The sequence below is a fragment of the Paracoccus sp. SJTW-4 genome (assembly GCF_047716885.1).
GTDB lineage: Bacteria > Pseudomonadota > Alphaproteobacteria > Rhodobacterales > Rhodobacteraceae > Paracoccus > Paracoccus solventivorans.
The window spans coordinates 2360227-2382041 of sequence record NZ_CP136681.1 but is presented as its reverse complement, the minus strand read 5'-3'; the positions used below and the strand labels follow the sequence as shown (position 1 = coordinate 2382041).

Below are 21815 nucleotides of genomic sequence, written 5' to 3'. Positions count from 1 at the left end.
CCATGAACCCCGTGCTTCTCTGCCTCGATTCCGGCACCACATCGGTCAAGGCGGCGGCCTTTGACGGGCAAGGCCGCCTGCTGGCCCGAACCGAGCGTCCGAACGGCGCCCTGCACCGCGAGGGGCTGCGCGTCGAACAGGACATGGCGCAGACCCGGGCCGAGGCGCTGGGCGTGCTGCGTGATTGCGCCGCGCAGCTTGCAGGGCATGTCGCGGGAAAGGTGGCTGGGCTGGTCGTTACCGGACAGGGGGACGGGCTCTGGCCCGTGGACGGCAGCGGCCAGCCGGTCGGGCGGGCGCTGACCTGGCTGGACGGCCGCGCGCGCGAGCTGGCGGCCGGTATGGGCCCGGCGCTCAACGCGGTGCAGGCAGCGACGGGATCGCGGCCGACTGCGGCATCCGCCAGCCTGCAACTCTTGTGGCTGCAGCGGAACGACCCCGCCCGCCAGGCCCGCATCGCCCTCGCCCTGCGGCTCAAGGAATGGTTGTTCCTGTCGCTGACCGGCCGCGCGCTGGCCGAGCCCAGCGTGCTGCTGCCGGTCTGGGGAGATTGGCGCAGCGGCGCGCTGGCGCCCACGGTATCGGACACGCTGGGGCTGTCGCGCGGGGCCGAGCTTTTGCCCGAGCTGGCACCGGTGGGCGCGGCGCGCGCCGGCCTGTCAGCCGAGGCAGCACAAGCCACCGGACTGCCGCAGGGGCTGCCGGTGCTGCTGGGTCCAGGCGACGTGCAATCGACGCTGATCGGCCTGGGGCTGGGAAGCCGGCAAGGTGTTGCGCGGGCCTCGATCTTCGGCACCAGCGCGATCCATGCCTGCCTGCTGGACGACCCCGCGGAGATGCCGCAGGCACCTGCCGGGGCGATGATCCAGCAATTCGTGCTTGGCCCCGGCTATCTGTGTTTCCACCCCTGTTTCAACGGCGCCACGCTGCTGCACCACCTGTCGCGCCGCTTCGCTGACCTGCCCGCTGCCCCCGCGCCCGAATACTCGGCGTTGATCCTGCACCCCTTCCTTGAACCGGGCGGAGAGCGCGCACCCTGGACCGATCCCGATGCCAGCGGCGCGCTGTTCGGCCTTGGCGCGGCCACCACCCCGGCCCAGATCGCCTGGGCGGGGCGCGAGGCACTGGCCTTTGTCACCCGCGCGAGCCACGCCATGATGGGTGCCCCGGACGGGGCGCTGTCGCTGGGCGGCGGGCTGGCAGGCGACGGGCATTTCGCGCAGTTCCTTGCCACGCTGACCGGCTGCACCGTGCAGCGCGGCCCAGGCAGCCACGCCGGGCTGCGCGGGCTTGCCGCCATCGGCGCACGCTTCCTGCTGGATGCCCCCGACCCCGCCGCCTGGATCGGCGACCCGGAACAGAGCCTTGCCCCCGAACCCGGGCCGATCGCCGCCTATGCCGACCGCAAATACCGCCTTTTCTCTGCACTGCTGGATGCTGCGAACCCGTTCTGGGAACCGCTTTCCCGCTTGGGGGCCGAGGCCGAACGATTGATGGAGACCCCATGAACGGCGCCGATCTTCTGTGCGAAACCCTGCTGGCGAACGGCATCGACACCTGCTTTGCCAATCCCGGCACCTCCGAGATGCATTTCGTCGCGGCGCTGGACCGCCAGCCCCGGATGCGCTGCGTGCTGGGGCTGTTCGAGGGCGTGGTGACGGGCGCTGCCGACGGCTATGCCCGCATGGCCGACCGGCCGGCCGCGACGCTGCTGCATCTGGGGCCGGGGCTGGCGAACGGGCTGGCGAACCTGCACAACGCCCGGCGCGCCCGCTCTCCGATCGTCAATGTGGTGGGGGACCATGCCACCTATCACCTGCAATACGACGCGCCGCTGACCAGCGACATCGACAGCCTGGCCCGGCCGATGTCGCACTGGCTGGGACGGGCCCAGACCGCCGACAGCGTGGGCGAGCGCACGGCGCAGGCGATCGCCGCCGCGCAGACCGGGGCGGGCGGGATCTCGACCCTGATCCTGCACGCCGACGCGGCCTGGACCGACACTTCGGCCCCCGTGCCTGCCGCCGTGGTCCCGCCCGCTCCCGCCGCCCCCGACCCCGTCCGCATCCGCGCCGCGGCCGAGGCGCTGCGCGACGGCAAGCGCACCACCATCCTGGTCACCGGCCGCGCCCTGCGCGCGCCGCAGGCCGAGATGCTGGACCGGATCGCGCAACGGACCGGCGCCCGGCTGCTGGCGCAGCAGGCCAATGCCCGGATGCAGCGCGGCGCGGGACGGGTGGCGCTGGACCGCGTGCCCTATGTGATCGACCAGGCGCTGGCAGCCTTTGCCGACACCGAGCAGCTGGTGCTGATCGGCGCGCGGGCCCCGGTCGGCTTCTTCGCCTATCCGGGCAAGCCCGGCTCGATGCTGCCGCCCGATTGCCGCGTGATCGAGGCTGCGGGCCCCGACGACGACCTGCCCGCCGCCATCGCCGCGCTGGCCGCGGAAACCGGCATGGCCCCCGCACCCCGGCTGGCGGAACGCGGCACCCCCGACATGCCGCAGGGCACGCTGACCCCCGACGCCATCGCCATCGCGCTGGCACGGCTGATGCCCGAGAACGCCATCGTCTGCGACGAATCCGTGACCTCGGGGCGGGACTTCTTCCGCTCGACCCACGGCGCCGCGCCCCATGATTTCCTGCAGCTGACCGGCGGCGCCATCGGCGAGGGCATTCCCATGGCTACCGGCGCCGCCGTCGCCTGCCCCGACCGCAAGGTGATCGGGCTGCAGGCCGACGGCAGCGGCATGTATACGGTGCAGGGACTGTGGACCCAGGCGCGAGAGCGGTTGGACGTGGTGACCATCATCTTTGCCAACCGCCTGTACAAGATCCTGCATGGCGAGCTGCGCAACGTCGGTGCGAACGCGCCCGGCGAAAACGCGCGCCGGATGCTGGACCTTGACGACCCGGCACTGGACTGGGTGGATATCGCCCACGGCATGGGGGTCGAGGCCGCCCGCGCCGACACCGCCGAAGCATTTACCGACCTGCTGCGCAGCGCCCTGTCGCGCAAGGGGCCGTTCCTGATCGAAGCCGTGGTCTGAGGAGGGACCGCATGATCCACCGCATCCCCCATTGCAGCCACTGGGGCGCCTACACGCTGCTGGTCGAGGACGGCCGGATCCTTGGCGCCGAGCCCCTGCCCGAGGATCCGGCGCCCTCGGACATCATCCATTCGGTCACCGAATGGGCCAACCCCGAGCGTCGCGTCCTGCGCCCCATGATCCGAGAGGGCTGGCTGGCCCGGCGCGAGGGCAGCGATCGCCGCGGCCGCGGGAACGAGCGTTTCATGGCCGTGCCTTGGGATGAGGCGCTGGACCTGGTAGCGACCGAGATCGTGCGGGTGGCGCAAACCCACGGCAATGCCTCGATCTTTGCGGGCAGCTATGGCTGGACCTCGTGCGGGCGCTTTCACCACGCGTCCTCGCTGCTCAAGCGGATGCTGAACCTGGCGGGCGGCTTTACCGGCCATGTCGATACCTATTCCATCGCCGCCGGACCGGTGATCCTGCGCCATGTGCTGGGCGACGACCGCGCCTGCGGCGGTCAGGCCAATACGCTGGACGATATCGCCGCGCATACCGAAACGCTGGTGGTGTTCGGCGCCATGTCGCCGCGCACCGCGCAGATCGAGGCCGGGGGGATCGGCGCGCATCACCTGACCGGCTATCTGCGCCAGATCGCGGACCGCGGGGTGCGGGTGGTGCATGTCTCGCCCTTGCGCGACGATCTGCCGGACTGGCTGGGCGCCGAGTGGTGGTCGATCCGGCCCAACACCGACGCCGCCCTGATGCTGGGCCTGGCCGGAGAGATCGTCGCAGCCGGGCGCCACGACGCCGGATTCCTGGCCCGCTGCACCAGCGGCTCGGCCGAGTTCCTGGCCTATCTGCGCGGCGAGCCGGACGGGCAGCGCAAGGATGCCGCCTGGGCCGCACGCATCACCGGCCTGCCCGCCGATGCGATCCGGGCGCTGGCGCAGCGGCTGGTGGACAGCCGCAGCATGATCACCGTCAGCTGGGCGCTGCAACGCGCCCACCATGGCGAGCAGCCCTTCTGGGCGGCGCTGGGGCTGGCGGCGGTGGCGGGACAGATCGGCCTGCCCGGCGGGGGCGTGGGCTATGGCTACGGCTCGCTGGGGGGCGTCGGCGCGCCCTTTGCGCTTGGCCGCTCGCCCGGCATGTCGCAGGGGGTCCGGCCCATCGACAGCTTCATCCCGGTGGCGCGGATCAGCGACATGCTGCTGAACCCCGGCGCCCCCTTTACCTATCAGGGTGAAACGCGAACCTATCCCGACACCCGGCTGGTCTATTGGGCCGGCGGCAATCCGTTCCACCACCATCAGGACCTCAATCGCCTGTCCGAGGCCTGGACCCGTCCAGAAACGATCATCGTGCAGGACCCGATGTGGACCGCCACCGCGCGGCGGGCGGATATCGTGCTGCCGGCCTCGACCTCGATCGAGCGCAACGACCTGGCGGGCAACAAGCGTTGCGACCTGATCTTGGCCATGCGGCAGGCCATCACGCCGCTGGGACAGGCGCGGTCCGATTTCGACATCTTCGACGCGCTGGCGCAGCGGCTGGGCTTTGGCCCCGCCTTCAACGAGGGCCGCGACGAGATGGGCTGGATCCGGCATCTTTACGAGGAGAGCCGTATTTACGCCCTGCAGGCCCATGATTTCGCGATGCCGGACTTCGAGACTTTTTGGGGCCGCGGCCACGCGCCGGTGCCGGTGCAGCGCAACCACGTCTATCTGGAGGAATTCCGTGCCGACCCCGACGGCCACGCGCTGGCTACGGAAAGCGGGCGGATCGTGCTGGGCAGCAGGACGCTGGCGCGGCTGGGGCACGACGACTGCCCGTCGCATCCCGCCTGGCTGCCCCCGGCCGAGTGGCTGGGCCAAGCCGGCGCGGACGAGCTGCACCTGATCTCGCACCAGCCGCGGGGCCGGCTGCACAGTCAGCTGGAAAGGGCCGAGGCCAGCATGGCCGACAAGCGCGACGGGCGCGAGCAGCTGCGGCTGAACCCCGCGGACGCGCAGGCGCGCGGTATCGCCGACGGCGCCACGGTGCGGCTGTGGAACGCGCGCGGCGCCTGCCTGGCCACCGCTACGCTTTGCGCAGACACCGCGCGCGGGGTGGCGGTGCTGCCCACGGGGGCGTGGTTCACGCCCGCCGGCGAGGGGCCCGAGCTTTCGGGCAACCCCAACGTGCTGACGCTGGACATCGGCAGCTCGGCATTCGGGCAAGGCTGTTCGGCCCATACCTGCCTGATCCGCGTCGCCCCCCATGCCGGCGACAACCGCGACCCGATGCGGACCTATCAATCGCAACTGGCAGAGCTGCTGCCCGACCTGGAGGACCCCCTGTGAACACCCCCGCAACCCCTGCATCCGCCGCCGCCGACGCCCCGATCAGCCGCTTTCCGGTTCCCCGGCTGGCCGACCTGCCCGAGGACATCCGCGCCCGCATCGAGGCGGTGCAGGAAAAATCCGGCTTCATCCCCAACGTGTTCCTGGCGCTGGCGCATCGGCCCGACGAGTTCCGCGCCTTCTTCGCCTATCACGACGCGCTGATGGAGCGTCCGGGCAACCTGACCAAGGCCGAGCGCGAGATGATCGTCGTCGCCACCTCGACCGTGAACCAGTGCCAGTACTGCGTCATCGCCCATGGCGCGATCCTGCGCATCCGCGCCAAGAACCCGCTGATCGCCGACCAGGTGGCGGTCAACTATCGCAAGGCCGACATCACGCCGCGGCAAAAGGCGATGCTGGATTTCGCCATGAAGGTCTCGGCCCGCGCGCAAGAGGTCGGCGACGCGGATTTCGCCACCCTGCGCGGCCACGGCTTTAACGAGGACGACATCTGGGACATCACCGCCATCGCCGCCTTCTTCGGCCTGTCGAACCGGCTGGCCAACGTGTCCAACATGCGCCCGAACCCCGAGTTCTACGCCCTGGGCCGCTGAGCGGCGGGCGGCCGGGCGCAGCCGCAGGATGGAGGGTGCGGCGCGGCCCGCTGCCAGTAGCCAAGCGCCCGGCAAGCGGATAATCCCGGCCCAGTTGCCGGGTGGCGCGAAGGGGGAATGAACATGAGCCAATACGACCAGGGGCTGGAGCGCCAGGCGGCCAATCACCAGCCGATGACGCCGATTTCCTATCTGCAGCGGGCGGCGCTGATCCATCCCGATCACATCGCGGTGATCCACGGTCGCCAGCGCCACAGCTATGCCCGGCTCTGGGCCGATTGCCGGCGGCTGGCCTCGGCGCTTGCGGCGCGGGGAATCGGGCGCGGCGACACCGTCTCGGTGCTGCTGTCTAACACGCCGCCGATGATCCAGGCGCATTTCGGCGTGCCGATGGCCGGGGGCGCGGTGCTGCATTCGCTCAACACCCGCTCGGACCCCGCCACCGTCGCCTTTCAGATGGACCACGCGGACACCCGGGTGCTGATCGTGGACCGCGAGTTCTCGGCCCTGGCGGCCGAGGCGCTGGCGCAGGCAAGGGTGCAGCCGCTGGTGATCGACTTCGACGACACGGAATACCCCGACGACGCCCCTCACCCCAAGGGCGAGCCCATCGGCAGCCTGGATTACGCGCAGTTCCTGGCCGCGGGCGACCCGGATTTCGAGGGCACCCGGCCCGGCGACGAATGGGACGCGATCGCGCTGAACTATACCTCGGGGACCACCGGCAACCCCAAGGGGGTGGTCTACCACCACCGCGGCGCGGCGCTGATGGCGCTGAACAACGTCATCCACGCCGGGCTGGGCCGGCATCCGGTGTATCTGTGGACGCTGCCGATGTTTCACTGCAACGGCTGGTGTTTTCCCTGGACTGTGCCGGTGCAGGCGGGCACGCAGGTGTGCCTGCGCTGGGTGCGGGCCGGGGCGATCTACGACGCCATCGCCGACCACGGCGTCACCCATCTGTGCGGCGCGCCCGTGGTCATGACGACGCTGCTGAACGCGCCCGCCGGGCAGAAGCGCAGCTTTCCGCAGCAGGTGGTGTTCAACACCGCCGCCGCGCCGCCCCCCGAGACCGTGCTGCGCGCCATGGCCGAGGCCGGCTTCAGCGTCACCCATCTTTACGGCCTGACCGAGACCTACGGCCCCGCGGTGGTCTGCGAATGGAACCCCGCCTGGGACGCGCTGCCCGCCCCGGAGCAGGCGGCCCGCAAGGCGCGGCAGGGGGTGCGCTACCTGTCGCTGGACGACCTGGCGGTGATGGACCCCGACACCATGCAGCCCGTGCCCGCCGACGGCCGCACCCTGGGCGAGGTGATGTTCCGCGGCAACAACGTGATGAAGGGGTATCTGAAGAACCCCGAGGCCACCGCCGAGGCCTTTGCCGGCGGCTGGTTCCATTCCGGCGACCTGGCGGTGATGCATCCCGACGGCTACCTGCAGCTCAAGGACCGCTCCAAGGACATCATCATCTCGGGGGGCGAGAACATCTCGTCGATCGAGATCGAGGAACAGCTTTACCGCCACCCCGCGGTCGCGATCTGCGCAGTGGTCGCCATGCCCAGCGAGAAATGGGGCGAGACCCCCTGCGCCTTCGTCGAGCTGCACGAGGGCCACGAGCTGACCGAGGCCGCGCTGATCGCCCATTGCCGGGCGGGGCTGGCGGGCTACAAATCGCCCGCGCGGGTGGTGTTCGGGGCGCTGCCCAGGACCTCGACCGGCAAGATCCAGAAATTCGCGCTGCGTGCGCGCGCGGCGGAACTGGCGCAGACGCCGGCCTGACGGGCAGGCCGGACCCCCTGCCGGCCCGGTTCCCGGACACTCCGCCGGCGGAGTATCCGGGAAACGGTGAAAGACAATGGCGGCGCAAACGCCGGCGAGGGATGGAACCGGAGCCGCCCGGTTCCATCCGCGGGCCCTATCCCGCGATGTCGATGACCACCCGACCGCGGATGCGCCCGGCCACGATGTCGGCCGCAAGCCCGGGCAGTTCCGACATCGGCTCGACCCGGGCGATGCGGTCCAGATGCGCCTTGTCCAGATGCGCGGCCAGCGTCGCCCAGGCCCGATCGCGCTTGGCCTGCGGCGCCATCACGCTGTCCACCCCCAAGAGCGCCACCCCGCGCAGGATATGCGGCATCACCGTCGCCGGAAGATCGAACCCTCCCGCCAGCCCGCAGGCCGCCACCGCGCCGCCGTAACTGGTCTGCGCCAGCACATTGGCCAGCGTGGTGGACCCTACGCTGTCCACCGCCCCGGCCCAGCGTTCCTTTTGCAGCGGGCTGCCCTTTTCGGCCAAGGTGGCGCGATCGACGAAGCCCGTGGCACCCAGCCCGGCCAGATAGTCATGCGTCTCGGGGCGGCCGGTGGCGGCGGTGACGGTATAGCCCTTGGACGACAGCAGGCTGACCGCGGTCGAGCCGACCCCACCCGCCGCGCCCGTCACCAGCACCTCGGCGCCGCCGGGCCGGATCGCGCCCCAGTCCTCGAGCGCGTCGACGCAAAGCGCGGCGGTATAGCCGGCGGTGCCGATGGCCATGGCATCCTGCAGCGAAAACCCTTCGGGCAGCCGGGTCAGCCATTCGGGCTTGAGGCGCTGGAACCGGCTGTAGCCGCCCCATTCGGTTTCCGACAGGCCCCAGCCGTTCACGATCACCCTGTCGCCCGGCCGCCAGCGGTCCGAGCGGCTTTCGACCACCGTGCCGGCAAGGTCGATCCCCGCCACCATCGGCAGGCGGCGCGCGATGCGGCCCTTGCCGGTGATGGCCAGCCCGTCCTTGTAGTTCAGGGTCGAATAGGCGACCTCGACCAGCACCTCGTGGTCGGGCAACTGGTCGACGGTCAGGTCGCGAAAGCCGGCCGCCGGCTTGCCGTCGCGGTCCTCGATCAGCAGGGCGCGGAATGTTTCGGTCATGGGGCTCCTCCTTGGGGTTTGCGGGCGTTGCGGCGGGCCAGCGCCTGGTCCAGCGCCGCCCGCATGTCCTCGACGTGATCCTGCATCAGCCGCGCCGCCGCCTCGCCCTGACGCGCGGCGATGGCTGCGTGGATGCGCTGGTGCGCCGCCACCGTGCGGCGACGTTCGTGCTCGCGATAGATCAGCATGTTGGTGATCGGGATGAAGCTTTCGAGCATCGCGTGCATCATCAGCTGCAAGGGGCCGTTGCCGGTGGCCTGCACCACCGCGCGGTGGAAGCGCACGTCCGAGGCGCAGAAATCCTCGTCCGACAGGGCCTCGTCCTGTTGCAGGGCGATCTCGGCCGCCATGGCCGCCAGGTCGGCATCGCTGCGGTTCTGCGCGGCCAGGCGGCAGCACAGCGCCTCGGTCTGCATCCGCGCGGTCACGATCTCGTCGATGCCGAAACAGCCCATGCCGACCAGCAGCGTCGCGGTGTCGGTGATGCTGCGCGCGGCGGCCCCCGCATCGGGGCGGTTGACGAAAGTCCCGCCCGAGGGTCCGCGCCGCGAGCGGATCAGGTTCTGCGCCGCCAGCACCTTCAGCGCCTCGCGCACCGTGGGGCGCGAGATGCCGAAGCGACGGGCCAGCTCTTCCTCGGTCGGCAGGCGCTCGTCCACGGCCAGCCGGCCTTCGAGGATGGCGGTGCGGATCAGATCGGCCACCTGCCGGGCCAGGCCGCCGCGCACGATCTCGTCATATTGCAAGGCCATGGGGGCACTCCTTTCCCGGCAGGCTAGCAGGGAGGTTAGAAACATAAAAGGTTAGACGAATAGAGAAATAGACGGGTCCGGGGCACCCTGGGCTTGCCCGCTGGCCAGCAGCAGATTTCTGTCCGCAGAGCTATCTGCCACACCACCGCTAACGCAGCCCATGGCACAGGACATGAACGACTAAAGACCGAGTTCAGCAGCAGGCAACGCATGCAAGGGTTGCGAATTTGTTCAAGGGGTCTCGGCACCGGATATGGAGATGCCGGGACGCCCTGACAGGACACGGACCAAGGTCAGCAGCACTCGCCACGTCTTGAGATTGGAGCCCCCGCTTTTGGTGAAGGAAAAGCGCGATGAGACAATTCCATCTTTCGGCCGTTGCGCTGCTGGCGGGATTGTTCGCCTTTGCGCCTGTCCTTGCCGAAACCATGTCGTTTCCCGCCGCGGTCGGAGAGCCGTATACCGGGCGCATGACGGTCGAAGCCTTCCCGGTGGATGGTGGCCATCGCATGCACCGTGCCTGGGGCGACGCCGAGGTGCGGTTTTCAGCGTCGGGCGAGGACCGGATCCTGTTCAGCACCACGGCGACGCTCGACGACGGCGGCAGCCTCGACCTGAGCGTGACGCTTGCCCCGGATCAGGATGGGGCGTGGCGCAGCCTGTCGGAGACCGGTCCGACCGAGATCACGGCGGCAGGCCGCGTCCTGTCCGTGACCGAGCTGGATGGTTTCCACATGGTCCTGACCGGTCAGATCGGGCCTGAGAACGGCAAGCTCACCCTGCGCCGCATCCCCACCGAGAACCCCGGCACGGCGCCGGATGCGGAAATGATCACGGTCTTCCTGTTCGACGTCAGCCTGCCCTCGTCCGAACCCGCCCCCGAACCGCGGCAAGACAAGACATCACCCAGTGCCGAGACGTCATCGGCCGCCGGGGGCGGTGGCGGGTGCGAGCGGATCGAGTGGCGGCTCGTCAACCGCTGGAATTGGGGCGGTGGCCTCAGCCTGAGCCGCGAGCCTCACTGCGTGCCCAAAAGAAGCACCGGCGATTGAACATCGCCAAGCTTCTGCGCTCTGATGTCGTCACATGGGCAAAGAGGATGGAGTTCACCCGATGAAACGCCTGCTCGCCGCGCTGCTGCTCTCTTCCGCCTTGCTGCTCCCCGGCCACGCACATGCCGCCGAGAACCTCGACACCATGTCCTCGGCGCAGATCGTCGCGCAGGCGGGATCGCTGCATCCCTCGGCGCTTTACGTGCTCGCCAGCCGGCTGTTGGCGGAAGGCAGGGGGCAAGAGGCGGCGAACTGGATGTATGCCGGCCAGCTGCGCTATCGCTTCATGCTGGCCGTGCCGGATGCCGGCGCCAACGACCGCATCCTGTTTTCGGCGCTGACGGAACAGGTGGGCCGGCCGGTGAACGAATATATCGCCGGCGACCCCGACGAATGGATCGCGGCGATGCGCTGGGCGCTGGACTGGGACGCGGCGACCGACAACCACGTCACCTCCAAGACCGGGCACGCGGCCGAGCTGGCCCAGGTGCGGGACGGGCTGGAGCGGCTGATCTCCAAGGTGGACGCCAGCCGCGCCGAGATCCGCCGTGAACGCACCGCCAACGGGCTGGAAAACCGCTGATCGACACTGCAAGGAGCCTTCCCATGACCATTTCCGCACCGCTGCGACGCCTTGTCCCCGCGCTTGCCGCCGCGCTCTGGCTGGCACCCGTGCAGGCGCAGACGACCGATCATCTGGGCCTGCCCGGTCCGATCGCACTGGCCGGCGACAGCTATGCGCTGGCCTGGTCCGCGCGCCCGGCGGAAAACCATACCAAGCAGGAATATCTGCCGCCGGGCGAAACCCCGGACAGCTACAACCGGATGCTGCTGGTGGAAACGGTGGCGGGCGACATCGGGGTGATGGATGCGGTGCGGGCGCAGGCAGAGATGCTGACCCAACGCAAGGCCACCGACCCGCTGGTCAACATGGATATCGTCCAGAACGAGGCGACGGGCGAGGCGCTGCTGGATTTCATCGTCAGCAGCAAGGACGAGGCGGGCGAATATATCGTCGAATGGAACGCCTATCGCTATGCGCCGCTGGCCGAGGCCGCGGGCGGGCCCGGGGTGATGCTGTTCGGCGTCAGCCACCGGGCTTATGGAAACGAGGCCGCCAAGACCTTCCTGCAGGGATTGTCCACGCTGCGCCCGACGCAGATCAGGGCGCTGGCCGAGGCGCCTCTGCCACAGCCGGGGGGCTGAGGATGCACGCCGCCCCTCGCCCTGCAGCTGCTCCGGCACCGGTATCGACGCATGTTCCAACCCGCCTGCTTGCGGCGCTCAATGAAAGGTCCCTGCTTATGACGTTACTGGGGAACAAGGCTGGAAAATCCCGTTTCGCCCTGGTCCTGCTGGGCGCGATGGCGACCGCCGGCCCGGCAGCGGCGCAGGATTATCTGGGCATCCACCTCGACACGATGCGGGAACACAACCTGCGGCTGCATCAGCAACAGAACGCCAGCCCGGGCAGAGCCGGAAAATCCCCTGCATCCAAGCCCAAATCCGGCAAGATGTCCGCCCAAGCCGAAGCCCGCGCCCGGGCCGAGGGCGCAAGGATCATGGAAGAGCACAAGCGCCAGCTTGCCCCCCGCTACCGGATGCGGGTCGAGCGCGACGGCAAGGCTTCGGCCGACCGCTGGCTGGCCGAAGAGTCGCGGCGGCTGGGCATCGAGACCGGCCGCAAGATGCGGGCGAAATATTCCGGGCAATAGCTCCGACGAAACGCAGGAGCGGCCGGATGCGCACTGCCCCCCACCTGTTCTGCGTGCTGGTTGCCCTGGGGCTGGCCGGCACCGCCCATGCCGACCCGCTGGCCGAACTGAGTGATTCCGTCACCGATCTGTTCAGCCGCGCCGAAAACGCCCGCGCCCATGCGCGGCATTGCGCGGGGCGTCCCGATGCGGACCGGGTGGCGCTGCGGGATGCGCTGGCCGGCTGGTCGCATCGCAACGACGCGGCGGGCTATGACGCGCTCATGGCCGCGCTGAAGGACGCGGCGCCGGGGCTGACGGAACAGACCGAGGCCGCCCTTGCCCAGATCGACGCGGCCGTGGCGCAACAGATCGCCGCCAAGCCGCAGCTTTGCGCCGGCCTGGCCGATCGGCTGAAATCCGACGAATTCGCGCTGCGCCCGGCCCTGCGTGAAACCCGGCGGATCGCCCGCGACCTGGGCGTCCGCCCCCCCGACCCCATGCCGCCCCGGATCGAACCGGGGCTGGCCGCGGCGGTCCAGCCGCTGGCGCAATTCTCGGCCTGGGCCAGCGCCGCGATGGCGGAAATTGCCTCGGCCCCCGGCGCGCAGTCCGACCGCGCCCTGCGCGAGGCGCGCGAGGAGCATCTGCTGGCGCTGCTCGAGCCACAGGGGCGGCTGGCGTTCCGGGGCCGCGTGATCTCGGACAGCGAGTTGCGCGAATGGCGCGGCGACCGGCAATCCAGCTTTGCCGCCAGTTGCCGCCGCTTTGCCGACAAGGACGGCCAGCAGCGGATGGACGATCTTGTCGGCAGCACAGCGGTGCTGACCGGCAAGGTCTACTGGGTTCGCGACGACGCCCCCGGCGGCATGATCGGCTTGCGCGACTGTCGCATCCTCGACCCTGCCGCGGCGGGCCTGCCACAGGCCGGCGACGGCCCGGTGGAGTTGGAACCGCGCCCGCCCGAGTTGGCCGAGCTGCTGGCCGCACCGGGACCGCGGATCGGGTCTGCCGATGTCGAGCGGGTGCTTTACACCGCCGAGTTCTCGACCCGTCTGGACGGTGCCGGCAACGGCTATCTGGACCGGCAAGAGGATATCTGGGTGCTGCTGCGCGACGGCACCGCCATGCGCCACGACTGGCCGGTGCCCTTCGGCGATCTGTCGCTGGACATGTCGCGGGCGCGGGAACCCGGACGCTGGTTCACCTGGGCCGAGCACGGCAAGGATGTGGTTCTGACCGCGGCGGACGGCACGGCGCTGGAGCTGACAGGCGCCGAACGATTGCTGCCGATGCCCGAAGGCGGGACCATTTCCGGCCGCTGGGCGATGACCGACATCGCCATTGGCGGGCTGCGGCGCGACCGCAGCTTCGACTTTGCCGCAGATGGCACCCTGCTGCACAGCAGCGACAGTTTCGTCGGCGGCCGGGTCGGGACCAGCTTCATCACCTCGTTCCTGACCCCCGAGCAGGAGACCCGCTCCGCCTATCGCTTCCAGGGCTACGCGCTGATCCTGACCGGCCCCAAGGGCGAAGAGCGCCATTTCGCGGCCCGGCTGGAGAACGGCGACCCCGCCGCGCCCGACGACCTGATCATCGACGGCCGCGTCTATTGGCGCGACGACAAATAGCCCGCCGGGCAATCGGCGGCGGGGCGCTCAGGGCGCGCGAAACCGGTCCAGCAGCATCACGCCGCGCCGGCTGCGGGGGACGAACAGCGAGGCGCCGTCCTCCGACCAGAAGGGCGGGGCGCGCAGCTGCCAACCGGCACTGCCCTCGATCCGGCCCAGTTCGGCGCCGTCCTGGACATCCCAGAACCGCAGGCGATCGCCGCCCCGCTCGGAGGCGCCGGGCTCCCCTCGCGCGATGGTGCCGCAGTCCGAGACCGCCGCTGGAAAGGCGGACATATCGCGCCTGGCCAGTTCCGCGATCCTTGTACCGTCGGCGTCCAGCAGGACCAGCGGCCTCGTGCTGCCGCCGGCAAGGATGCGGCTCCCTCGCGCAGCAAAGACGGCCTCGAAACCGTATGCCTCGGGCGGCGTGGGCGTGCCGGGATAGGCGGTCAGAGAGCGGCCCTCCACCGGGACATCGGCGAACTCGCGCAGGTCGTCGCGCTGGGTGACGACCGCGTCACCGCCCGATTCCGAGCAGGATTGCCGGATCACGCCGCAGGCGATCAGCAGCCGGGTGCCATCAGGCGACAGGAACAGCCGCGCGACCCCGCCGCGCAGCGGCAGCGGATAACGTCCGCCTTCCGCGCCGGTTCCGGGGTCGAAGACCAGCAGCCCCGGGCGCCAGCCATCGGGGGTGCGCATCTCGACCGCCATCACCACGCGGCCGTCGCCCAGTGGCTGGGCAATGCTGTTGCGGGACGGCGCCACGCCCTCGAACACCACAGTACCAATGCAGCCCGAGCGCCCCAGCGCACGGTCGATCCAGCCGCAGGTCCGCGACCCGTGCCACGCCGCAAGTCCCGCCGCCCCAACCAGCGCCAGCGCGGCCACCGCCGCGGCGATCAGCCGACCTCGCCTCATTCCCCTGCCCCCACTGCGTAAAGCCGCAATTCGCTATCGGCGCCAGCCGCGGGCTTTCCGGCCAGCGCCACGATCACCGCATCGCGCTGCGGATGCCACAGGATCGCCGGGGCAAGCTCGCGGGCGATGTCATGCGCAGCCAGCAGCCGTCCGCTGGCGATGTCGTGGATGCGGATCGCGGCCCGGATCTTGCCCGGCCCTGAAAAGCGGCGCGCGAGGATGGCAATGCGGTCCCCATCGGGCGAGCGGGCGCTGTCCAGCCGCAGAAAGGGGATAAAGTCATCGGGCAGGTCCAGCGCCAGCGCCGTGTCGCCCGGTCGGATCTCGGCCCCTGCGGGCAGGCGGGCGTTTGGGTCAGGTAGCGGCTGCTGCCGGGTCAGGATCACCTGACCCGAGGCCGCATCGAAGGCGACATGCGCAAAGACCACGTTTCCCGAAGGTGAAAACCCTAGATCAAAGGCGCGGCCATCGGCATCGGGGGGCGCGTGGCGGTGCTCGATCCCGGCGAACCACCGCCGTTCGCCGTCGCGGTCGAACAGCATCACGCGGGTTTGGCGGGGCTTGTTTCCGCCCGGCAGGTCGCAGGTGTAAAGCGCGTTGCAGCTGATCGCCATGGCCGTGCCGTCGGGCGACAGGCGCAACTGCTCGGGCCGGCCCTGCATCCCCAGATCGGCGCGGGCGATCTCGGCCCCAGTCGCGGGGTCGAGCGTTGCCACGACCATTTGCGCCTGCAGCCGCTCGCGGGGTCCGGGGCGATAGTCGATGCCGCCGACGACCAGCCGGCCCTGCGCATCGGTCGCCAGCGCGCCGCCCGTCACCACCAGATCACGCAGGGCGAAGGCAGCAAGGCAGCCGCCACCGCCCGCGACCTGCCCCGCCCAGCCGCAGGGGCGGGACAGGGCAAAACCCGCACCCCCGGCCCCCAGCAGCAGCAGCACGACCAGCAGCAGCGCGCGCGTCATTCCGCGGGCCGCTTGGGGAACCAGTGGCGGCATTCCCCGGCGATGCGCAGGACCACCAGCGTCTCGCCGTCGAAATGCCCCTCGGCCACCACGCAGCCGCTGCGGGCAAAGGCGTCCTCGATGCGGGCGCGGTCGGCGGCGCCGGCGCGCAGAGGGGGCGGCGCGGTCAGGTCGTGGCCGGACAGCGGACGGTCGCGGGTGCCGTCGGGGTGGATGCGGAACACCCCCCGCCACGGGCAGGGTGCCTTGACGCAATATATTCCCGTGGTGCCGAGGCCCCAGAACTGTTCGCCGTCCGCCGGGACCGGCAGGGGCTCGATCGACAGTGCCGACACGGCAGAGGCAGACAGGACCAGTGCGGCGGCAAGGATGCTGCGGAACATGGCGGTTCCTTTCCAGAAATCATCGTTCCCCCATGGGACGCGGGGCGCGGCCCGGACCTTGGGCGCTTATTCGGGGGCGGCCAGCCGGCCGGCCACGGCAGCCCGGTCGGGCGCGTCGTGGACCCGCCGCGACAGTTCGGCCGACAGCCGGATGCCGTCGGGGCGGACCGTGAACACGTCCCAGTTCGTCGCATCCCCGAGACGGCTTTGCAGAAGCAGCAGCTCCGGTCCGTCCGGGGGCGCCAGCAGGAAGGCGTCCAGCAATGCGAACTCCACGCCGGGATCGAGGCTGCGGCGGTCGAACGCCTGCTCGGCCCCATCGCGCTGGAAGGACAGGGTGACGCCATCGCCGCCCTCGCGCACGATAAGCTGGAACCCCTCGAAATCATGGCGCTGCGCGACGGCCAAAGGCCCGTGGTCGGCCGGGGACGCTGGCTGCGGCGGGCGGGCTCCCAGAACCCGGCCCGGCGGCGCGGCAGGGTCGGATGCGCCGTCCCGGACCGGGGGCGCCTCGGCCAGCCGGTCGGGCGCCTCGACGGCTTCGCGCGCAAGCCCGCGCCCCTCGGCCGAAGGGGCGCCGTCGACCAGCTGCGGCGCATCGGGCTGCGGCATCAGCAACGCCACCGCGGCCAGCGCCGCCAGCGCCCCTGCCGCGGGGGCCAGCCAGAGCCGCCACCCAAGGCGGCGCGGTGCGGGCGGCGGCGCGGACGGAGGATCGGCAAGGCGCGCCTGCGCCGCGGCGATGGTGGCCTGCATCCGCGCCGGGTCCGGCTCGGGCGTGGGGATCCGGCGCAGCAGGTCAAGCGGATCGGACAGCCGGCTTGTCACAGCACCCCCCGCAGCGTCTTGCGCGCCTTGTGGATATGCCAGGCCACGGTCACCTCCTTGCAGCCCATGATCTGCGCGGCCTCGGCCTGGCTCAACCCCTCGGCATGGACCAGCATCACCGCATCGCGCTGCTTGTCGGGCAGCGCAAGCACCGCCCGCCAGATGTCGGCGACGCGCAGAGCGTCCTCCTGATCCGGGGGGTGGCTGTCCTCGGCCACCACGGCGACGGCATCGGCCAGCCGGGTGCGGCGCTGCTGGCTGCGCTGAAGATCGCGCACCGCGTTCAGCGTGACCTTGTAAAGCCAGCTGGTGAAGGCGGCGCGGCCGTCGAAGCTGCGGATCGCCTGCGGCAGCCGCATGCAGACGGTCTGGGTCACGTCCTCGGCATCGCTTTCATGCCCGAGCCAGCGATAGGCGATGCGGAAGACATAGCGGTAATGGGCCGCGACCAGAGCCTCGAACGCCGCGGCATCGCCGGCGCGCACGCGCGCCAGCAGCGCCTGTTCTTCCATTTCGGGCCGAATATCGCGCAACCTGTATGCCTGCCGAACCGAGCCGCCACAATTCATCGTCACATATGCACAGGATCACAGAGAGAGGCGCTAGCAAAGCGAAGAACGTCCTGAAGGCGGCAACAGGGCGAGCTTTCGCCAAGATCCTGCCGGCGGCCGTCGTCCCAAGGGCAGAAAGGAGGCGTTCATGGGTGTAAGCCATCTGTCCCGTTGTCCGATCCGACGGACAATCATCCTTGCCGCTCTCTGCGGCGTGCCGGCCGTGGTGCAACCGGCGGCGACAGACATCACCCTCAAACCTGGGACAGAGCTGCCGCAGGCCGATGCCCCGATCGACCTGGGCTTGTGTCGGCATCATGGGGTTGAGCCCCGGACGGCCGCGGGGCAGATGGTTGGTGGTGCGGGTTGGGCCGTTACCGATGAAGAGCCACTCGGCGCGCTGATGGCAGTGAGCTTCGTCGCCGGATCGCGGTCGATGACCAGCGGCGCCTGCGTCCTGAGCGGTGGGCGCGTCGGCATCTTCGACGGCGCGGAGCTGCTGGCCCTTGTGGAAGGTTCGCAACCGGGCGGTACCGCGATAGCGCATCTGCGCCGCAGCGGCGACCGCTTGCGCATCTGGGACGGCGCGATGCTGTCCCGCCCCGTGGCCGATATCATGCTGGCAGAGAATGTCCCCGCAGTCGTCCCGCTGCCGCCCTTCGACACCTTTTGCGGCGGAGCGCGGCGGATGCCGCTGATCCATGGCCTGACCCTTGGCGATGCGAACATCCTGCTGGCCGACCATGGCTGGGAACAGGCCGGACTTGCGCCACCTTCGGACCCTATCGCAGCCGAGCTTGTGGCCAACGGCTTTACCGGCGTCGAGCATTGTTCCGGGACCGGCTTCGGCTTTTGCACCCTGTCGTTCGTTCAGGGTTTAGCCACCGCCTCGGTCCTGACCTTCGGCGACCTGAACCTGCCGGCAGGACCCCTCGTGGCGGATTACGACGTGACTTGCCCCGACTTACCCTCTCAACCCGGATGAAGGAAAAGATGATGAACCGACTCGTCCCCGCGCTGGCGCTTGCCCTTGTTGTCGGCACCCCGGTAGTGGCCGAAGACTCGAACCTGCGTGCGGTGCTGTCGGTCCTTCCCGACACGGTTTTTTCCGACCTCACGCCGGATGTCGCGCGGTATCTCGATCTCTCCGCCCTGGCTGAAGCCCATGGTGGCGCGCTGGGGCGCGAGGCCCTTTCTCGCGCCTTGCTGGGGGGCGGCATCCGCCCGGCGGAGGCGCTTGCCCTCGGTTCCCCGGACAGCTTTGCCGAAAAATCCGGGATCGACAGCGCCGCGCTGGCTTTCGTTGCCGGCATCGGACAGCCGCCGGGCGCGGTCTCGGTCTGGGGCTTTGCGGACGCGGAAGCTGCGACGGCGGCGTTCTCCGGCCTCTCGGGACGCGGCTTCACCGAACTGCCGTCGAAGATGATCGCGAACGGAGAGCCGGGCATCGTCGATCTGGCCACGCGCGATCCCGCCGACCCGTGGCGCGGCCCGATGGGGCAGGCATCGGTCGTGGGGCTTTCAGGCCCGGCCCTGCTGCAAGCGGGCGACGGCGCGGCGCTGGAGCCGCTTTTGGCGGGCCGGCCCTCGGCTCTGGACACGCTGGCCGGCCGGATCCTTCTGGACGCGCTGGAAGCAGAAGAGGGCGCGGTGCTGCAGGCGGCGTTCCTCGGGGCGTGGCACGGGCTGGGCGGCGGCATCGATCCCGCGACCCTTGCCGGAAAGAACCCGGACGAAGCCCGCGCTGCCCTGGAACAGGCCGCCGCCGGGGCTTCCAGCGGGCTGCCTCTTTGGCAGGGTGCCGCACTGGCCGATCTGGAAACCCCCGAGGGTCCCGCCCTGGTTCTTGCCGTCGCCTATACAGACTGCACTGATGCGCAGGCGGCGGCGGACGGCGCGGCGGACCTGTGGCGGGAAATGGACGGCACGGCCGAGGATCTTGCCGAGGCAAGCGTTATCGAGAGCCAGCCATCCGGTTGCGCGGCGATCCTGCGCATAGCCGGGCACGACGACACGCCCCGGCCCTTCAACCAGGCCACCCATGCATTGATGGCCGGGAACCTGCCCGCGTTGCGTATCGGCACCGGGGACTGAGGGATGCTCGCTGGCCCGAAAGGAAAGGTTTCCGCCCTTGCCGGACGCTGGCTCCTCGCGCTGTGGCTCTGTGCCCTTCTCTCTGCCTGTGCGGATCGGCAGGCGGCCATCGAGGCCGCGACCGCACTGGCCGAAGCGGCCTATCCCGGCCAGCTGGAACTGGTCGACACACATCTGCAAAAGGACCATTACGATGTTGTCTTCGCAATCAGGGACGATCCGTTCACGCGGATCCGCTTCGGCGTCGATCGCGATGCCTCGCGCTGCCGTCCGGCGTCGCCCTGCGAGGACCGCCTGCACCGTGCCTATGCAGCCGGCGTTTCCGCAGGGGTCAAGCTGAGGGCGGTGAACGCAGCCCTCCCCCGGTGCGGCGTCGTGCCGCTTGCGGTTCAGGACGCGCAGGCCGGGACCGGCTTCACCACGGTCGTCGAGCTGGACCTTGACGTGCAGGATCAGCAACCCGCACTGGACCGCATGACACCCTGCATCGCGGCGTTCCGATCCGCCCTGCCCCCCGGCGCCACACCCGAGCAGCGCAGCCTGAAGCTGCGCATCCTGCTGCCGAAACCGGGCGAGACAGCCCGTCCCCCTGCCCTGCTGACCTTCGAGACGACGCTGGCCAGGGCGCGAAGCGATGACATCAGCTTTCTCACCGGGATCGGACCGGACGCAAACGGCGTTCTTGCCGAAAGCCTGAGGGTCGATCCTGCGATCCTGTCCGCCAAGAAATTTCGGGACAAGCTTGTCGATGCTGCCGAAGGGGCGCTTTCGGACGATCCCGCCGGCGGACATGTTCCGAAGCTCGCCTTTGCCACCGGCGCGCGTCTGGACCCGCAGCGGCTGGACGTGATCCGCAGCTATATCCTTGCCTGCAGCACCTCGCAGAAGGGTCAGGGCCCCTGCAAGACGGATATCGCGGTGCGGCTCCGTCATGATCTCGGCACAGGCGAGGTGATCCCCGAGGCCATTCTCCGCGATATCCGCGACACCTCGGGCAGTCTCCATCTGCCGCCTCTGCCCGGCCGCGGCGTCGGTTGACGATCAGAAATGAATGCTTCGGCAGTCGGTATTCTCAAGGCCAAGTGCCGACAGCTCAACATCCATGATCGGGGAACGAACCGCCTTGTAGGCCGCCGACGGGTCTTCCGCGGGCGAGTGCAGGACCAGCAAACGCGATCGCTGGACCTCTGCCATTTGCTGGAACAGCTGCAGGAACCGGGTCCAGCTTTCACCATCCGGGGCAAGCTGCGCCGGAATGTTGGAAAGCTGCTGGAACGACATCTGCCATTCGGCCTCGGCAGCCTGCAGTGCGGCATCGAGTTCGGGTCTGGGCAGGTCGAGGGCCCCGCGATGCGCATCCACAAGCGCAGCCAGCACAATGTCACGATTGCCCTCATGGTCCTGTTCGGATTGGCGGACGACGATTTCGGTGCAGGCGGCTGCGGCCTTCCGGACGAAGATCCGACGATCTTCGGGAATGTCCACGTCCTGGGCGATCAGTTGGCAATCGCGCCCTGCAAATCCCAGCCGCTGCATCGCGTCGTTGACCAATTCGGTGGTGGGCCCGAACTCGGAAGCCGGGATCAATGTGCTTGCCCGGTTCTCCAGCCACTGCAAACGGTTGGTCTGCAGCGCAACCTCGGCTTCGAGGAAGGCTATGAAAATATCCCGGTCTTCCTGCTGCTCGGCAGGCGGGACAAGCTTTGCCAGGGCGCGAAAGCTCCGGCTGAGTTCATCTCGGCTGGCGGCGATGTCGTCGTGCAGCGCACGGCGCACGTCGTCCGACAGATCTGTTCGCTTGAGGGACGCCGCGACGACCTCGGCGCTCGCCATCCGCCCTTTGCCGATAACCTGATCGGGTCTGGTATCGATGATCTGGCGGCAGGCTCGGTTTGCCCTCTCGGAAAACTCCGCTTCATCAGCTGATGCGGAGCATGGCAGATGCATGAGAGCGACGGACGCCAGTATAATCCATAGCGGGCGGTAACCTGATTTCTTCACAATACTGGTCCTTCCTCGCTTTCCAGAAGTTTCAAGTGTTGCGGCCAACCTCTAACGGACTCTCAACCCACTGGGCTATCA

The 21815-nt window shown here is 69.6% G+C and carries 21 protein-coding genes; 13 read left to right on the top strand and 8 right to left on the bottom strand.

Going from position 1 to position 21815, the window contains the following annotated elements; translation table 11 throughout:
• Positions 1–2: 2 nt before the first annotated feature.
• The 5 genes from RSP45_RS11675 to RSP45_RS11655 all read left to right on the top strand — a co-directional run bounded on the left by RSP45_RS11675 (position 3) and on the right by RSP45_RS11655 (position 7751).
• Entirely contained in the window at positions 3–1508 is a 1506-nt protein-coding gene (locus RSP45_RS11675) for an FGGY family carbohydrate kinase (protein ID WP_415392036.1), read from the top strand.
• Positions 1505–3049: an acetolactate synthase large subunit gene (locus RSP45_RS11670; protein ID WP_415392035.1), complete on the top strand. Its 1545-nt coding sequence runs from the start codon at positions 1505–1507 to the stop codon at positions 3047–3049. The genes RSP45_RS11675 and RSP45_RS11670 overlap by 4 nt, the downstream gene beginning before the upstream one ends.
• 11 nt (positions 3050–3060) lie before the next feature.
• On the top strand, positions 3061–5376 hold the full coding sequence (locus RSP45_RS11665) for a molybdopterin-dependent oxidoreductase (RefSeq protein WP_415392034.1): 2316 nt from the start codon (positions 3061–3063) through the stop codon (positions 5374–5376).
• On the top strand, positions 5373–5972 hold the full coding sequence (locus RSP45_RS11660) for a peroxidase-related enzyme (protein ID WP_415392033.1): 600 nt from the start codon (positions 5373–5375) through the stop codon (positions 5970–5972). Before RSP45_RS11665 ends, RSP45_RS11660 begins: the two co-directional genes overlap by 4 nt.
• Before the next feature lie 117 nt (positions 5973–6089).
• Positions 6090–7751 (top strand): acyl-CoA synthetase, encoded by a 1662-nt coding sequence (locus tag RSP45_RS11655; protein WP_415392032.1) that lies wholly within the window; start codon positions 6090–6092, stop codon positions 7749–7751.
• A 136-nt stretch (positions 7752–7887) separates the two neighbouring features.
• On the opposite strand, the gene RSP45_RS11650 is transcribed toward RSP45_RS11655, so the two are convergent.
• Both RSP45_RS11650 and RSP45_RS11645 read right to left on the bottom strand, forming a co-directional pair.
• Positions 7888–8883, bottom strand: coding sequence for an MDR family oxidoreductase (locus RSP45_RS11650; RefSeq protein WP_415392031.1), 996 nt, complete (start codon positions 8881–8883; stop codon positions 7888–7890).
• Positions 8880–9635 (bottom strand): FadR/GntR family transcriptional regulator, encoded by a 756-nt coding sequence (locus tag RSP45_RS11645; RefSeq protein ID WP_415392030.1) that lies wholly within the window; start codon positions 9633–9635, stop codon positions 8880–8882. Before RSP45_RS11645 ends, RSP45_RS11650 begins: the two co-directional genes overlap by 4 nt.
• Positions 9636–9988: 353 nt before the next feature.
• Here RSP45_RS11645 and RSP45_RS11640 point away from each other — a divergent pair, with 353 nt between their 5' ends.
• From RSP45_RS11640 to RSP45_RS11620, 5 genes are all read left to right on the top strand, one after another.
• The gene (locus tag RSP45_RS11640; protein ID WP_415392029.1) at positions 9989–10687 is read left to right on the top strand and encodes a hypothetical protein; all 699 of its coding nucleotides are present in this window, start codon (positions 9989–9991) and stop codon (positions 10685–10687) included.
• Positions 10688–10748: 61 nt separating this feature from the next.
• The gene (locus tag RSP45_RS11635) at positions 10749–11270 is read left to right on the top strand and encodes a hypothetical protein (RefSeq protein ID WP_415392028.1); all 522 of its coding nucleotides are present in this window, start codon (positions 10749–10751) and stop codon (positions 11268–11270) included.
• Positions 11271–11293: 23 nt separating this feature from the next.
• Positions 11294–11893 carry a hypothetical protein gene (locus RSP45_RS11630; protein WP_415392027.1) on the top strand — a complete coding sequence of 200 codons (600 nt, stop codon included), beginning with the start codon at positions 11294–11296 and terminating at the stop codon, positions 11891–11893.
• Positions 11894–11991: 98 nt separating this feature from the next.
• A complete protein-coding gene (locus tag RSP45_RS11625; RefSeq protein WP_415392026.1) occupies positions 11992–12402 on the top strand; it encodes a hypothetical protein in 411 nt (136 codons plus the stop codon).
• Positions 12403–12428: 26 nt separating this feature from the next.
• Entirely contained in the window at positions 12429–14012 is a 1584-nt protein-coding gene (locus tag RSP45_RS11620) for a hypothetical protein (protein ID WP_415392025.1), read from the top strand.
• Between the two features lie 27 nt (positions 14013–14039).
• On the opposite strand, the gene RSP45_RS11615 is transcribed toward RSP45_RS11620, so the two are convergent.
• From RSP45_RS11615 to RSP45_RS11595, 5 genes are all read right to left on the bottom strand, one after another.
• Complete coding sequence (locus tag RSP45_RS11615) at positions 14040–14915, bottom strand: hypothetical protein (protein WP_415392024.1); 876 nt, start codon at positions 14913–14915, stop codon at positions 14040–14042.
• Complete coding sequence (locus tag RSP45_RS11610) at positions 14912–15877, bottom strand: hypothetical protein (protein WP_415392023.1); 966 nt, start codon at positions 15875–15877, stop codon at positions 14912–14914. The genes RSP45_RS11615 and RSP45_RS11610 overlap by 4 nt, the downstream gene beginning before the upstream one ends.
• A complete protein-coding gene (locus tag RSP45_RS11605) occupies positions 15874–16260 on the bottom strand; it encodes a hypothetical protein (RefSeq protein ID WP_415392022.1) in 387 nt (128 codons plus the stop codon). Before RSP45_RS11605 ends, RSP45_RS11610 begins: the two co-directional genes overlap by 4 nt.
• 66 nt (positions 16261–16326) lie before the next feature.
• Positions 16327–17088: a hypothetical protein gene (locus tag RSP45_RS11600; protein WP_415392021.1), complete on the bottom strand. Its 762-nt coding sequence runs from the start codon at positions 17086–17088 to the stop codon at positions 16327–16329.
• On the bottom strand, positions 17085–17621 hold the full coding sequence (locus tag RSP45_RS11595; RefSeq protein ID WP_415392020.1) for an RNA polymerase sigma factor: 537 nt from the start codon (positions 17619–17621) through the stop codon (positions 17085–17087). The genes RSP45_RS11600 and RSP45_RS11595 overlap by 4 nt, the downstream gene beginning before the upstream one ends.
• A 166-nt stretch (positions 17622–17787) precedes the next feature.
• Between RSP45_RS11595 and RSP45_RS11590 the strand changes: the two genes are divergently transcribed.
• Genes RSP45_RS11590 through RSP45_RS11580 form a run of 3 tightly spaced genes read left to right on the top strand, consistent with a single transcriptional unit; the run spans position 17788 to position 20771 of the window.
• The gene (locus RSP45_RS11590) at positions 17788–18624 is read left to right on the top strand and encodes a hypothetical protein (protein WP_415392019.1); all 837 of its coding nucleotides are present in this window, start codon (positions 17788–17790) and stop codon (positions 18622–18624) included.
• Positions 18621–19733, top strand: coding sequence for a hypothetical protein (locus tag RSP45_RS11585; protein ID WP_415392018.1), 1113 nt, complete (start codon positions 18621–18623; stop codon positions 19731–19733). Before RSP45_RS11590 ends, RSP45_RS11585 begins: the two co-directional genes overlap by 4 nt.
• Before the next feature lie 3 nt (positions 19734–19736).
• Positions 19737–20771, top strand: a complete 1035-nt coding sequence (locus RSP45_RS11580; RefSeq protein WP_415392017.1) for a hypothetical protein — start codon at positions 19737–19739, stop codon at positions 20769–20771.
• A 3-nt stretch (positions 20772–20774) separates the two neighbouring features.
• On the opposite strand, the gene RSP45_RS11575 is transcribed toward RSP45_RS11580, so the two are convergent.
• On the bottom strand, positions 20775–21734 hold the full coding sequence (locus RSP45_RS11575) for a hypothetical protein (RefSeq protein WP_415392016.1): 960 nt from the start codon (positions 21732–21734) through the stop codon (positions 20775–20777).
• Positions 21735–21815 lie beyond the last annotated feature (81 nt).